The organism is Pseudomonas sp. P108 (assembly GCF_032613195.1).
In the GTDB taxonomy this organism is placed as follows: Bacteria; Pseudomonadota; Gammaproteobacteria; order Pseudomonadales; family Pseudomonadaceae; genus Aquipseudomonas.
The window spans coordinates 5,434,558-5,448,431 of sequence record NZ_CP126691.1 but is presented as its reverse complement, the minus strand read 5'-3'; the positions used below and the strand labels follow the sequence as shown (position 1 = coordinate 5,448,431).

Sequence of the window (13,874 nt, the reverse complement as noted above, 5' to 3'; positions counted from 1 at the left end):
GAACTCGCGCCTTTTTTTATGCTCCAAGGCTGGGAGAAGCGCGGGCGCGTCCCGCATGTGATGGTCAGGAGGTTCATGTGAACAAGTCGTTGCTGGTTGGTGCGGTATTGGGTGCTGTCGGTGTGACTGCCGGGGGTGCTGTTGCCACCTACAGCCTGGTTAAAAGCGGCCCTGAGTATGCGCAAGTATTGGCCGTTGAACCGGTTAAAACACAGATCAAGACTCCACGTGAAGTGTGCAAGGACGTGACAGTGACTCGTCAGGCACCGGTAAAAGATCAACACCAGATTGCCGGTACCGTCGTCGGTGCATTGGCAGGTGGTTTGCTGGGTAATCAGATTGGCGGCGGCACCGGCAAGAAGATTGCCACGGTAGCCGGTGCGGTCGGTGGTGGTTATGCGGGTAACAAGGTGCAGGAAGGCATGCAAGAGCGTGACACCTACACCACCACGCAAACCCGCTGCAACACGGTCAATGACATCAGCGACAAGGTCGTCGGTTACGACGTGCGTTACTCGCTCGATGGCAAGGAAGGCAAGGTGCGGATGGATCGCGATCCGGGCAACCAGATTCCGGTCGACAAGGAAGGCAAGCTGATTCTGTCGCAGAATGAGCCGGCTCAGTAATTACCGACTGTTTTACAAAGAAGCACCCTGCGGGGTGCTTCTTTGTGCCCGCCATTTAAGCCACGCAACAAATCCCCTGTAGGAGTGAGCCTGCTCGCGATAGCTATTTGTCATTCGATGCAGGTGGTGGCTGATACACCGCTATCGCGAGCAGGCTCACTCCTACATTGGTCCCGTGGTGTGGCGGGTGACGAATTCCAGACATAAAAAAAGCACCCCGAAGGGTGCTTTTTTCGTCTCGCCGGAAGCTTAGCGCTTCAGCGAAGCCGGCAGGTGCGGCTGGATCGCCGTCAGCACTGCCTTGAAGCATTTGGTGTTGCCGGCAACGATGTGGCCTTTTTCAAGGAAATCGTGACCGCCGGTGAAGTCGCTCACCAAGCCGCCAGCTTCTTGAATCAGCAGGGCGCCTGCAGCCATGTCCCACTCGGACAGGCCCGACTCCCAGAACGCATCGAAACGACCGGCAGCCACATAAGCCAGGTCCAGGCTGGCGGAACCGGCGCGGCGGATACCGGCAGTCTGGCCAACCAGGGCGCGGAACATGCCCAGGTAGTTGTCGAGGTTGTCCATCTGGTCATCACGGAACGGGAAGCCGGTACCCAGCAGGGCGCCGTCGAGGCTGGTGCGACCGCTGACGCGCAGGCGACGACCGTTCAGTTGAGCGCCGCGACCACGGCTGGCGGTGAATTCTTCCTGGCGAACCGGGTCCAGAACCACTGCGTGTTCCAGGCGGCCACGGTACTTACAGGCAATGCTGACAGCGAAGTGAGGAATGCCGCGCAGGAAGTTGGTGGTGCCGTCCAGTGGATCGATGATCCACAGGTACTCTTCGCCTTCGATGCCGGTGCCGGCGTGCAGGCCGGTCTCTTCACCCTGGATCGAGTGATTCGGGTAGGCCTTGCGCAGTGCGTCGATGATTTTCTGTTCGGCGGCGCGATCGACCTCGGATACATAATCCTTGGCGTCTTTTTCGTCGACCTTGATGGTATCCAGGCGCTCGATGGAGCGGAAGATCAGTTCACTGGCGCTGCGGGCGGCGCGCAGCGCGATATTCAGCATGGGCTGCATGGATGTGTCACCTAAGGTTGTTAAAGAAAGCCGCGCATTCTATCAGAACTTTTCTTCAGGTGAAGGACGCTGTTCGCTTTCATAGCTTAACGGTAGGCTGTTCTGTAAGATTTGCACCCCTTTCCTGTGTCCGAGAGCGCCTCCCTTGCTGCAGAACATTCGTGTCGTCCTGGTCAATACCAGCCACCCCGGCAACATCGGCGGGGCCGCGCGCGCCATGAAAAACATGGGTCTGTCGCGATTGGTGCTGGTCGAACCGCGAGTCTTCCCGCACCACGAAGCCGATGCTCGTGCTTCCGGTGCCGGTGACATCCTTGAAAATGCGCAAGTCGTCGCCACGTTGGAAGACGCCTTGGTCGGCTGCAATCTGGTGCTTGGCACCAGCGCCCGTGACCGTCGAATCCCTTGGCCGCTGCTGGATCCGCGCGAGTGCGGCACCAAAGTGGTTGAAGAAGCCGGGCAGGGTGCCGAAATCGCTCTGGTATTCGGTCGTGAGGATTCCGGTCTGACCAACGAAGAGCTGCAGCGATGTCACTTTCACGTGCACATCCCCTCCGACCCTGAGTTCAGTTCGCTGAACCTGGGCGCGGCGGTGCAGGTGTTGAGCTACGAAGTGCGCATGGCCTGGCTGGCTGCACAAGGTCAGCCGAGCAAGATCGAGAAAGAGGAAGTGGCCTCGGTGAAAAGCGCCGAGCTGGCGACCATGGATGAGCTGGAGCGCTTTTATGAGCATCTGGAGCAGACGCTGGTCGCCATCGAATTCCTCGATCCGGAAAAACCACGGCACTTGATGGCGCGCCTGCGCCGGTTGTACGGACGCAGCTCGGTCAGCCGGGCGGAAATGAATATTTTGCGTGGCATCCTCACGGAAACCCAGAAAGCGGCCCGTGGTGAGCTTCTTAAGCGGAAGGACTAAATGATGTTTGAGCGTTTGCGTGAAGATATCCAGAGCGTGTTCCATCGAGACCCGGCGGCGCGTAACGCTTTTGAAGTCCTGACTTGCTACCCCGGTATGCATGCGATCTGGATTCATCGATTGGCCGGCATGCTCTGGCGCAACGAGCTGAAATGGCTGGCGCGGCTGGTGTCGAACTTCGGCCGCTGGTTGACCGGGATCGAGATTCATCCGGGCGCCAAGGTCGGTCGACGTTTCTTTATCGACCACGGCATGGGCATTGTCATCGGTGAGACTGCCGAGATTGGCGATGACGTGACCATCTATCAGGGCGTGACTCTGGGTGGTACCAGCTGGAACAAAGGCAAACGTCACCCGACGTTGGGCGATGGTGTGGTCGTGGGCGCGGGCGCCAAGGTGCTCGGTCCGTTCACGGTCGGCGCGGGTGCCAAAGTCGGCTCCAATGCTGTGGTGACCAAAGAAGTGCCGCCGGGCGCCACTGTTGTCGGTATTCCTGGACGAATCATCGTCAAGTCTGACGAAGAGCAGGACGCCAAGCGCAAGGCCATGGCCGAGAAAATCGGTTTTGATGCCTATGGCGTCAGCGAAGACATGCCCGACCCGGTGGCGCGCGCCATTGGTCAGTTGCTCGATCACCTGCAAGCGGTGGATGGGCGTCTGGAGGGGATGTGCGGTGCGCTGAAGGATCTGGGCAGCAATTACTGTGCGAAAGATCTGCCTGAACTGCGTGAAGAAGACTTCGCCTGCGTCAAAGGCAAAGACGAATCCAAAGCCAGCTAAACCGCAGCGCTGCCTTCGCGAGCAGGCTCGCTCTCACATTGGAATGCATATCCCTTGTGGGAGCGAGCCTGCTCGCGAAGAACGATAACGCGGTACCGCTGGCTGCATGCCGCCAGCCTTTGCTATGATGCGCGCGCTCTTTTGCGGGTAATCCTGACTAAAGTACTAGGTCTTAAAGTTGACTTAAATACTCGGGAATTGCATACTCGCCCCATTCTGAACTCCGTGGTAACTGTCCATGCGACTGACTACAAAAGGCCGATACGCCGTGACCGCCATGCTTGACCTGGCGTTGCACGCGCAGCACGGGCCCGTGTCCCTGGCCGATATCTCCGAGCGCCAAGGCATCTCCCTGTCCTACCTCGAACAGCTGTTCGCCAAGCTGCGCCGCAGCAACCTGGTTTCCAGTGTTCGCGGCCCGGGTGGTGGCTACCAGTTGTCCCGCGACATGCAGGGCATCCAGGTCGCTCAGGTGATCGATGCGGTAAACGAATCGGTTGATGCCACCAAATGCCAGGGCCAGGGCGATTGCCATTCCGGCGACACGTGCCTGACCCACCATCTGTGGTGCGACTTGAGCCTGCAGATTCACGAATTTCTAAGTGGTATCAGCTTGGCTGATCTTGTGACTCGCCGTGAGGTGCAAGAAGTAGCCCAGCGTCAGGACCAGCGCCGTTGCAACAGCAAGGCGCCACGCCTGGACAAGATTGAAGCGTCCGCCGTCGAATGACAGCCAGAGAGCTAGCGGCACGCCAGCCCTGATTTAGGAGATAGTCCATGAAATTGCCGATTTACCTTGATTACTCTGCGACCACCCCGGTTGATCCGCGTGTTGCGCAAAAGATGAGTGAGTGCCTGCTGGTCGACGGAAACTTCGGTAACCCGGCGTCCCGTTCCCACGTGTTCGGCTGGAAAGCTGAAGAGTCCGTCGAAAACGCCCGTCGTCAGGTGGCCGATCTGGTCAACGCCGATCCGCGCGAAATCGTCTGGACCTCCGGTGCCACCGAGTCCGACAACCTGGCAATCAAGGGTGCGGCGCATTTCTACGGCTCCAAGGGCAAGCACCTGATCACCTCCAAGATCGAGCACAAGGCTGTCCTCGACACCATGCGCCAACTGGAGCGTGAAGGTTTCGAGGTCACCTACCTCGAGCCCACCGAAGACGGTCTCATCACTCCGTCCATGATTGAAGCTGCACTGCGCGAAGACACCATCCTGGTCTCCGTGATGCACGTGAACAACGAAATCGGCACCGTCAACGACATCGCCGCTATTGGCGAAATGCTCCGCGCCAAGGGCATTCTGTTTCACGTCGACGCCGCTCAGTCCACTGGCAAGGTCGACATCGATCTGCAGAAGCTGAAAGTCGACATGATGTCGTTCTCCGCTCACAAAACCTATGGCCCTAAAGGCATCGGCGCGCTGTACGTCAGCCGCAAGCCGCGTGTGCGCATCGAAGCGACCATGCACGGCGGCGGTCACGAGCGTGGCATGCGTTCCGGCACCCTGGCGACCCACCAGATCGTCGGTATGGGTGAAGCGTTCCGTGTGGCCAAAGAAGACATGGCTGCTGAAAACGTCCGTATCAAAGCCTTGAGCGACCGTTTCTACAAGCAGGTCGAGCACCTGGAAGAGCTGTACGTCAACGGCAGCCTGACCGCCCGCGTTCCGCACAACCTGAACCTGAGCTTCAACTACGTTGAAGGCGAGTCGCTGATCATGGCGCTCAAGGATCTGGCGGTATCGTCCGGTTCGGCGTGCACCTCGGCGTCGCTGGAGCCTTCGTACGTACTGCGCGCCCTGGGCCGCAACGACGAACTGGCACACAGCTCGATCCGCTTCACCTTCGGCCGTTTCACCACCGAAGAAGAAATCGACTACGCCGCGCAGAAAGTCTGCGAGGCCGTTACCAAGCTGCGCGCTCTGTCGCCGCTGTGGGACATGTACAAAGACGGCGTCGATATCTCGAAAATCGAGTGGGCGGCACACTAAATATAGAAGCCGCCAGATACAGATCCTGTAGCGACGCGGCGGTTTACGCAGCGCAGTTGCAGGGTCTCAAGAGCGGCCCTGATGAGTGAGGATTGAGAATCATGGCTTACAGCGAAAAGGTCATCGACCACTACGAAAACCCGCGCAACGTCGGCAAGATGAACGCGGAAGATCCTGATGTCGGCACCGGCATGGTCGGCGCTCCGGCGTGCGGCGACGTGATGCGTCTGCAAATCAAGGTCAACGACGCCGGCATCATCGAAGATGCCAAGTTCAAGACCTACGGCTGCGGTTCGGCTATCGCTTCCAGCTCCCTCGCCACCGAGTGGATGAAGGGCAAGACCCTGGACGAAGCAGAAACCATCAAGAACACTCAGCTGGCCGAAGAACTGGCCCTGCCGCCAGTGAAGATTCACTGCTCGGTACTGGCTGAAGACGCTATCAAAGCGGCTGTTCGCGATTACAAGCAGAAGAAAGGCTTGATCTGACTTTCTGGATTTGGCGACGAGTAAGGAGTCACCGATGGCTATCAGCATGACAGAAGCGGCTGCTCGACACGTGCGGCGCTCCCTCGACGGGCGCGGCAAAGGTGAAGGGATTCGTCTGGGTGTTCGCACCACAGGCTGTTCCGGCCTTGCCTACGTGCTGGAGTTTGTCGACGAGGTGGTTGCAGAGGATCAGGTGTTCGAGAGTCACGGCGAAAAAGTGATCATCGACCCGAAAAGCCTCGCCTATCTGGACGGCACCGAGCTCGATTTCGTCAAGGAAGGGTTGAACGAAGGCTTCAAGTTCAACAACCCCAACGTACGCGGTGAATGTGGCTGCGGCGAAAGCTTCAACATCTGAGGCTTGTCGTGGGTATTCCTTGTCATTTCGCTTTATTCGAGCTGCAACCGGGTTTCCGTCTGGATCTCGAGCAGTTGGCCGCGCGCTATCGTGAGTTGGCGCGCGGCGTTCATCCTGACCGCTTTGCCGACGCTTCCGAGCGTGAGCAGCGGTCGGCACTCGAGCAGTCTGCGCGGCTCAACGACGCCTATCAGACGCTCAAGAGTCCGGCCCAGCGCGCACGCTACCTGCTGACCATCAGCGGGCATGAAGTGCCGATGGAAGTCACGGTCCATGATCCCGAGTTTCTTCTGCAGCAGATGCAATGGCGCGAAGAGCTCGAAGATCTCCAGGACAGTGCCGACCTCGACGGTGTTGCGGTGTTCAAGCGGCGCTTGAAAGTAGCTCAGGAAGAACTCAATGAAAGCTTCGCAGCCTGTTGGGATGATGCAGCGCAACGCGAGCAGGCCGAACGCCTGATGCGGCGCATGCAGTTCCTCGACAAGCTCACCTACGAAGTGCGCCAGTTAGAAGAGCGCCTCGACGATTAACCCAGTGCCGCTCCGGTCGCACGCCTGATATACAGATAAGTCCTGATCACGATGGCCCTACTGCAGATCGCCGAACCCGGCCAAAGTCCTCAACCGCACCAGCGTCGTCTGGCTGTGGGGATTGACTTGGGCACTACCAATTCGCTGGTCGCTGCGTTGCGCAGTGGTCTTTCCGAGCCGTTGGCCGACGCAAACGGGCAGGTCATCCTGCCGTCCGCTGTGCGTTACCACGCCGATCGCGTCGAAGTCGGCGAGTCGGCCAAGCTGGCTGCCGCTTCCGATCCGTTGAACACCGTGCTGTCGGTCAAGCGCTTGATGGGTCGTGGTCTGTCCGACGTCAAGCAATTGGGCGAGCAACTGCCGTACCGCTTTGTCGGTGGCGAGTCGCACATGCCGTTCATCGACACCGTGCAAGGCCCGAAAAGCCCGGTCGAAGTCTCCGCCGATATCCTCAAGGTTTTGCGTCAGCGCGCTGAAGCGACCTTGGGTGGCGAACTGGTGGGCGCGGTGATCACCGTTCCTGCTTACTTCGATGATGCTCAGCGCCAAGCCACCAAGGACGCGGCGAAACTCGCCGGTCTGAACGTGCTGCGTCTGCTCAATGAGCCGACTGCGGCCGCTGTGGCGTACGGTCTGGATCAACACGCTGAAGGCCTGGTCGCTATTTATGACCTGGGCGGCGGCACCTTCGATATTTCGATTCTGCGTCTGACTGGCGGTGTTTTTGAAGTGCTGGCCACTGGCGGCGACAGTGCGCTGGGCGGCGATGACTTCGATCATGCCATTGCCGGCTGGATCATCGAGAGCGCGGGCCTGTCCGCCGATCTCGATCCGGGCGCACAACGCAATCTGCTGCAAACCGCTTGCGCGGCCAAGGAAGCCCTGACCGATGCGGCCAGCGTTGAAGTGGTCTATGGCGACTGGAAAGCGCCGCTGACGCGCGAAGCCTTCGATGCGTTGATCGAGCCAATGGTCGCGCGCAGCCTGAAAGCCTGCCGTCGCGCCGTTCGCGATTCCGGTATTGAGCTGGAAGACGTGCACGCCGTGGTCATGGTTGGCGGTTCGACTCGCGTGCCGCGTGTTCGCGAAGCTGTTGCTGAAGCCTTCGGTCGTCAGCCTCTGACTGAAATCGACCCGGATCAAGTGGTGGCCATCGGTGCTGCGATCCAGGCGGATACGCTGGCTGGCAACAAGCGCGATGGCGGCGAACTGCTGCTGCTCGACGTGATTCCGCTGTCCCTGGGGCTGGAAACCATGGGCGGTCTGATGGAGAAGGTGATTCCACGCAACACCACCATCCCCGTCGCGCGCGCACAGGATTTCACTACGTATAAAGACGGCCAGTCGGCCATGGCGATCCACGTCCTGCAGGGTGAGCGCGAGCTGATCAGCGACTGCCGCTCGCTGGCGCGCTTCGAATTGCGTGGTATTCCGGCAATGGTGGCCGGTGCGGCGAAGATTCGCGTGACCTTCCAGGTCGATGCCGACGGTCTGCTCAGCGTTTCTGCCCGTGAACTGGGTTCAGGCGTTGAGGCAAGCATTCAGGTCAAACCGTCCTACGGTCTGACCGACGGCGAAATCGCCAAGATGCTGAAAGATTCGTTCCAGCACGCCAATGACGACAAGGTCGCCCGTGTTCTGCGTGAGCAGCAAGTCGATGCCCAGCGCCTGATTGAAGCGGTGCAGGGCGCTCTTGAGGTTGATGGCGAGCGTTTGCTCGACGCCGAAGAGCGCATGGTCATCGATCTGCAGCTGCAGGAACTGGCCGAACTGATGAAAGGCACTGATGGCTACGCCATCGAGCAACAGACCAAGCGTCTGTCGCAAGTGACCGATGCTTTTGCTGCCCGCCGCATGGATCTGACGGTGAAAGCCGCTCTGTCGGGGCGCAATCTGAATGAAATCGAGGATATCTGATGCCGCAGGTCATTTTTCTGCCCCACGAGAAGTTCTGCCCTGAAGGCATGGTGGTCGAGGCTGCGCCCGGCACATCGATTCTCGAGCTGGCCCACGAACACCACATCGAGATGGAAAGCGCCTGCGGCGGCGTGTGTGCTTGCACCACCTGCCACTGCATCATCCGCGAGGGTTTCGACTCGATGGAAGAGGCTGACGAGCTGGAAGAAGACTTCCTCGATCGTGCCTGGGGTCTGGAAGCGCAATCGCGTCTGGCTTGCCAGGCTATCGTTGGTGAAGAAGACATCACCGTCGAAATTCCGAAATATTCGCTTAACCATGCGGCCGAAGCGCCGCACTGACTGGTAAGACTGTCATGAGCTACGGTTGGAATGATGTTCAACGTATTGCAGAAGAACTGGCCGAGGCCAAACCGGGTGTAGATCCGTTTTCTGTCAATTTCGTCGATCTGCAGCAATGGATCAAAGAGCTGCCGGATTTCGACAATACCTCTGGCCGTGTTGGCGAGAAGGTGTTGGAAGCAGTTCAGACGCTCTGGGCTGAAGAATTGGACTGATCGTCCTCGCAGGTTAGGCAATACCCAAGAACCCGCGTATAATTCGCGGGTTTAATTTTTCGCAAATTACCGTTTCTGGAGTTACACCATGGCTGTTCAACGCACTTTCTCCATCATCAAGCCTGACGCTGTTGCAAAAAACGTCATCGGCGAAATCACCACTCGTTTCGAAAAAGCCGGCCTGCGCGTTGTAGCTTCGAAACTGAAGCAACTGTCCAAAGCTGAAGCTGAAGGCTTCTACGCTGAGCACAGCGCTCGTGGTTTCTTCGGCGACCTGGTTGCTTTCATGATCTCCGGTCCTGTTGTTGTTCAGGTTCTGGAAGGCGAAAACGCTATCGCTCTGAACCGTGAGCTGATGGGCGCTACCAACCCTAAAGAAGCTGCTGCCGGCACCATCCGCGCTGACTTCGCTGATTCCATCGACGCCAACGCTGTTCACGGTTCGGACTCCGAAGCCGCAGCTGCTCGTGAAATCTCGTACTTCTTCGCAGCTACTGAAGTAACCACTCGCTAAGCATTGGCTTAAGAGTGAAGGTGAATCCATGACTACATCGACTGTAAAAACCAACCTGCTGGGTCTGACTCAACAGGAAATGGAAAAATTCTTCGACTCAATCGGGGAGAAGCGTTTCCGTGCCGGTCAGGTAATGAAATGGATTCACCACTTTGGTGTCGATGATTTCGACGCCATGACGAACGTCAGCAAGGCCTTGCGCGACAAGCTCAAGGCTATTGCTGAGGTCCGTGGTCCGGAAGTGGTCAGCGAGGACATCTCCAGCGACGGCACCCGTAAGTGGGTGGTGCGCGTGGCGTCCGGCAGCTGCGTCGAGACCGTATACATTCCCCAGGGCAAACGCGGCACTCTGTGCGTTTCGTCCCAGGCAGGCTGTGCCCTGGATTGCAGTTTCTGCTCCACCGGCAAGCAAGGCTTCAATAGCAACCTCACCGCCGCCGAAGTGATCGGCCAGGTGTGGATTGCCAACAAATCTTTCGGCAGTGTCCCGGCAACCGTCGACCGTGCCATCACCAACGTGGTGATGATGGGCATGGGTGAGCCGCTGCTGAACTTCGACAATGTCGTCGCCGCCATGCATCTGATGATGGATGACCTCGGCTACGGGATCTCCAAGCGCCGCGTGACCCTGTCCACGTCGGGTGTGGTGCCGATGATCGATGAGCTGGCCAAGCACATCGACGTGTCCCTGGCGTTGTCGCTGCACGCACCAAATGACGCATTGCGTAACCAATTGGTGCCGATCAACAAGAAATATCCGCTTAAGATGCTGCTCGAGTCGTGCCAGCGCTACATGTCCGCCCTTGGCGAGAAACGTGTGCTGACCATCGAGTACACCTTGCTCAAGGACATCAACGACAAGGTCGAGCACGCCGTCGAGATGATCGAGCTGCTGAAGAACATTCCGTGCAAGATCAACCTGATTCCGTTCAACCCGTTCCCGCACTCCGGGTACGAGCGTCCGAGCAACAACGCGATCCGTCGTTTCCAGGATCAGTTGCATCAGGCCGGTTTCAACGTCACTGTCCGCACCACCCGTGGTGAAGACATCGACGCTGCATGTGGTCAATTGGTAGGGCAGGTGCTGGATCGCACCCGTCGCAGCGAACGTTACATCGCCGTGCGCGAGTTGAGCGCCGACAGCGATCTGGCACAGAACGCCGCGAACACAAATTAAGAGAGGATCTCTATGTCCCTGCGCTTTGCGCTGCTGTTGCTGTTGGCCAGCCTGTGTGCTGGTTGTGTCCTGTCGGGTGACTACAACCCGATGAAGACCAGCAAGGGCCGCGATGAAGCGCGGGCTGCCTACGTGCAGCTGGGGCTGGGGTACTTGCAGCAAGGCATGACCGAGCGGGCCAAGGTGCCGCTGAAGAAGGCGCTGGAAATCGACGGTTCCGACCCTGACGCCAACGCGGCCCTCGGCTTGGTGTTTCAGTCCGAAATGGAACCGGAACTGGCCGACGAACACTTCCGCAAGGCTTTGTCCTCCCGTCCCGCCGATGCCCGTATCCTCAACAACTACGGCAGTTTTCTCTACGAACAACAGCGTTATAAAGAAGCCTACGAGCGTTTTGAACAGGCCGCCACCGATACCCTGTATCCTGAGCGCTCGCGTGTGTTCGAAAACCTCGGCATGACGGCGGCGAAGCTCGGGCAGCGTGATCTGGCGCAGCAGCAGCTGGAAAAAGCGCTGCGTTTGAACCGCCAACAACCACGCGCATTGCTGGAAATGGCTGAGTTGTCCTTCGAAGACAGGCATTATGTGCCCGCGCGTGACTATTACGACCGTTTCAGCCTGCTTACCGAACAAAATGCACGTAGTCTATTGCTCGGCGTTCGGCTGGCAAAAGTGTTTGAAGATCGCGACAAGGCCGCCAGTTATGGCCTGCAATTAAAACGACTCTATCCCGGTACGCCGGAATATCAGCAATACCTGTCGGAGCAATGATGAAAGCGGCGCATCCCGAAGTTGTAGCAGCGAATCGCGTTAACCCCGGTGAGACCCTGCGCCAGGCCCGCGAAAGCAATGGCTGGTCGCTGGCCGAAGTGGCCCTCAAGCTCAACCTCACCGTGACTTCCCTGAGCAATCTTGAAGCCGGCGCTTTCGACAAGCTGCCGGGGCATACCTTCGCTCGCGGTTATATTCGCGCCTATGCCAAGTTGCTCGGCATGGACCAGACCGTTCTGGTTCAGCAATTCGACCAGTCCACCGGCACCGACTCCCAGGGCAGCAACGTTCATGCCCTCGGCCGTATCGAAGAGCCGGTGCGGGTTTCCCACACCATTTTGCGTATTGTCAGCCTGCTGTTGCTGATCGCGGTCATCGGCGGCGGTTTCGTCTGGTGGCAGGATCAGACCTCGCTGCGTACCAAGGATCTGGCTTCTCTGGCGCCTGAGCACGTTGAAGTCGAAGGTGCTGACGGCACCACCCAGATTCATCCGATCGATGAGCCGGAAGATCAGGCTGTCGAGGAAAATCAGGCCGACAGTTCGACTGCACTGGCATTGCCTCAGTCTGAAACTACCGCTGAATCGACTGGCGCCGAAGTGGCCTCCCCGGCAACCGCTCCAACTGCACCGGTTGCTCCGGCTGTAACGCCGTCCGCCCCGGTTCATACGCCAGCCCCGGTTGTCGCCAATCCGGCCACTCCTGCGCCAACCGTTCCTGCTACCCCAGCGCCAACCGTTACCGCTCCAGTGGTTCCTGCTACACCAGCACCAACCGCAGAAGTGGCCGCTCCGGTCGCTGGCGACGGTCAGGTCCAACTGCAGTTCAGCGCCGATTGCTGGGCACAAGTGACCGATGGCCGTGGCAAAGTGATTTTCAGTGGTCTGAAGCATAAAGGCGATAGCGTCACCGTTTCCGGCAAGCCGCCGCTTAACGTACGTCTGGGCGTTGCCCGTGCCGCACAGGTCAGCTACAACGGCCAGCCGGTCGATATCGCTCCGTTCACCAGTGGCGAGACTGCTCGCCTGAAGTTGGGTCAATAAGTCATGCACGGCGAATCTCCAATCAAACGTCGCGTTTCGCGCAAGATCTGGGTCGGCAACGTACCGGTGGGCGGCGATGCGCCGATCGCGGTGCAGAGCATGACCAACAGCGACACCAATGACGTTGCCGCCACTGTTGCGCAAATCAATCGTCTGGAAGCCGCCGGCGTCGACATCGTTCGCGTTTCGGTACCGGACATGGACGCCGCCGAGGCGTTTGGCAAGATCAAGCAACTGGTCAAAGTGCCGTTGGTTGCCGACATCCACTTCGACTACAAGATCGCCCTGCGCGTAGCCGAATTGGGTGTGGACTGCCTGCGGATCAACCCGGGCAACATCGGTCGCGAAGACCGTGTTCGTGCTGTGGTCGATGCGGCACGTGATCGCGGCATTCCGATCCGCATCGGCGTCAACGCCGGCTCGCTGGAAAAAGACCTGCAAAAGAAATACGGCGAGCCGACGCCAGCCGCGCTGGTTGAGTCCGCTCTGCGCCACGTTGAACACCTCGAGCGCCTGAATTTCCAGGACTTCAAGGTCAGCGTTAAGGCTTCCGACGTGTTCATGGCCGTCGAAGCCTACCGCTTGCTGGCGAAGGAAATCGTCCAGCCGCTGCACCTGGGCATCACTGAAGCCGGTGGATTGCGTTCGGGCACAGTGAAATCCGCCGTGGGCCTAGGTATGCTGCTCGCCGAGGGAATTGGCGATACCATCCGCATCTCGCTGGCGGCCGACCCGGTCGAGGAAGTGAAGGTCGGTTACGACATTCTCAAGTCTTTGCATCTGCGTTCCCGTGGCATCAACTTCATCGCCTGCCCGAGTTGCTCGCGGCAGAACTTCGATGTGGTGAAAACCATGAACGAGCTGGAAGGGCGCCTTGAAGACCTGCTGGTGCCGCTGGATGTCGCGGTAATCGGTTGTGTGGTCAACGGCCCCGGCGAAGCCAAGGAAGCCCATATCGGCTTGACCGGCGGCACGCCAAACCTGATTTACATCGACGGCAAGCCGTCGCAGAAACTGACGAATGACAATCTGGTGGACGAGCTGGAAAAGCTGATCCGCCAGAAAGCGGCCGAAAAGGTCGAAGCTGACGCTGCGGTTATTGCGCGCGGCTGAGCCTGACTGAAGCGCCGAACGAATT

General features: G+C 58.8%; 17 protein-coding genes. 16 read left to right on the top strand and 1 reads right to left on the bottom strand.

The features are described from left to right. Window positions 1–77 precede the first annotated feature (77 nt). Window positions 78–626, top strand: a complete 549-nt coding sequence (locus tag QOM10_RS23880; RefSeq protein WP_007916907.1) for a glycine zipper 2TM domain-containing protein — start codon at window positions 78–80, stop codon at window positions 624–626. Between the two features lie 249 nt (window positions 627–875). Here the strand turns inward: QOM10_RS23880 and suhB are convergent, their stop codons facing one another. After that, on the bottom strand, window positions 876–1,694 hold the full coding sequence (suhB, locus tag QOM10_RS23875; RefSeq protein WP_016773320.1) for an inositol-phosphate phosphatase: 819 nt from the start codon (window positions 1,692–1,694) through the stop codon (window positions 876–878). Between the two features lie 145 nt (window positions 1,695–1,839). On the opposite strand from suhB, the gene trmJ reads away from it, so the two are divergent. The 15 genes from trmJ to ispG all read left to right on the top strand — a co-directional run bounded on the left by trmJ (window position 1,840) and on the right by ispG (window position 13,849). Continuing rightward, window positions 1,840–2,610, top strand: coding sequence for a tRNA (cytosine(32)/uridine(32)-2'-O)-methyltransferase TrmJ (gene trmJ / locus QOM10_RS23870; RefSeq protein ID WP_007916903.1), 771 nt, complete (start codon window positions 1,840–1,842; stop codon window positions 2,608–2,610). Window positions 2,611–2,613: 3 nt separating this feature from the next. Continuing rightward, window positions 2,614–3,390, top strand: coding sequence for a serine O-acetyltransferase (gene cysE / locus QOM10_RS23865; protein ID WP_007916901.1), 777 nt, complete (start codon window positions 2,614–2,616; stop codon window positions 3,388–3,390). 238 nt (window positions 3,391–3,628) lie between these two features. Continuing rightward, window positions 3,629–4,120, top strand: a complete 492-nt coding sequence (gene iscR / locus QOM10_RS23860; protein WP_003227911.1) for a Fe-S cluster assembly transcriptional regulator IscR — start codon at window positions 3,629–3,631, stop codon at window positions 4,118–4,120. A gap of 47 nt (window positions 4,121–4,167) precedes the next feature. Further along, the gene (locus tag QOM10_RS23855) at window positions 4,168–5,382 is read left to right on the top strand and encodes an IscS subfamily cysteine desulfurase (protein ID WP_150707004.1); all 1,215 of its coding nucleotides are present in this window, start codon (window positions 4,168–4,170) and stop codon (window positions 5,380–5,382) included. A 101-nt stretch (window positions 5,383–5,483) separates the two neighbouring features. Continuing rightward, window positions 5,484–5,870, top strand: coding sequence for a Fe-S cluster assembly scaffold IscU (gene iscU, locus QOM10_RS23850; RefSeq protein ID WP_007916892.1), 387 nt, complete (start codon window positions 5,484–5,486; stop codon window positions 5,868–5,870). 34 nt (window positions 5,871–5,904) lie between these two features. Further along, window positions 5,905–6,228, top strand: a complete 324-nt coding sequence (gene iscA / locus QOM10_RS23845) for an iron-sulfur cluster assembly protein IscA (RefSeq protein ID WP_003227904.1) — start codon at window positions 5,905–5,907, stop codon at window positions 6,226–6,228. 8 nt (window positions 6,229–6,236) lie between these two features. Next, on the top strand, window positions 6,237–6,758 hold the full coding sequence (hscB, locus tag QOM10_RS23840) for a co-chaperone HscB (RefSeq protein WP_108226534.1): 522 nt from the start codon (window positions 6,237–6,239) through the stop codon (window positions 6,756–6,758). Window positions 6,759–6,809: 51 nt separating this feature from the next. Further along, window positions 6,810–8,675: a Fe-S protein assembly chaperone HscA gene (hscA, locus tag QOM10_RS23835; protein WP_127929663.1), complete on the top strand. Its 1,866-nt coding sequence runs from the start codon at window positions 6,810–6,812 to the stop codon at window positions 8,673–8,675. Further along, entirely contained in the window at window positions 8,675–9,016 is a 342-nt protein-coding gene (gene fdx / locus QOM10_RS23830; protein WP_007916885.1) for an ISC system 2Fe-2S type ferredoxin, read from the top strand. Before hscA ends, fdx begins: the two co-directional genes overlap by 1 nt. Before the next feature lie 14 nt (window positions 9,017–9,030). Further along, complete coding sequence (gene iscX / locus QOM10_RS23825; RefSeq protein WP_008084655.1) at window positions 9,031–9,231, top strand: Fe-S cluster assembly protein IscX; 201 nt, start codon at window positions 9,031–9,033, stop codon at window positions 9,229–9,231. An 88-nt stretch (window positions 9,232–9,319) separates the two neighbouring features. Further along, on the top strand, window positions 9,320–9,745 hold the full coding sequence (gene ndk, locus QOM10_RS23820; protein WP_007916882.1) for a nucleoside-diphosphate kinase: 426 nt from the start codon (window positions 9,320–9,322) through the stop codon (window positions 9,743–9,745). Window positions 9,746–9,773: 28 nt separating this feature from the next. After that, window positions 9,774–10,922 carry a 23S rRNA (adenine(2503)-C(2))-methyltransferase RlmN gene (gene rlmN / locus QOM10_RS23815; protein ID WP_016984373.1) on the top strand — a complete coding sequence of 383 codons (1,149 nt, stop codon included), beginning with the start codon at window positions 9,774–9,776 and terminating at the stop codon, window positions 10,920–10,922. A 12-nt stretch (window positions 10,923–10,934) separates the two neighbouring features. Next, window positions 10,935–11,693 (top strand): type IV pilus biogenesis/stability protein PilW, encoded by a 759-nt coding sequence (gene pilW / locus QOM10_RS23810; RefSeq protein ID WP_316917056.1) that lies wholly within the window; start codon window positions 10,935–10,937, stop codon window positions 11,691–11,693. Beyond that, complete coding sequence (locus QOM10_RS23805) at window positions 11,693–12,736, top strand: helix-turn-helix domain-containing protein (protein WP_127929662.1); 1,044 nt, start codon at window positions 11,693–11,695, stop codon at window positions 12,734–12,736. The genes pilW and QOM10_RS23805 overlap by 1 nt, the downstream gene beginning before the upstream one ends. Before the next feature lie 3 nt (window positions 12,737–12,739). After that, window positions 12,740–13,849 (top strand): flavodoxin-dependent (E)-4-hydroxy-3-methylbut-2-enyl-diphosphate synthase, encoded by a 1,110-nt coding sequence (gene ispG / locus QOM10_RS23800; RefSeq protein WP_003227888.1) that lies wholly within the window; start codon window positions 12,740–12,742, stop codon window positions 13,847–13,849. Window positions 13,850–13,874 lie beyond the last annotated feature (25 nt).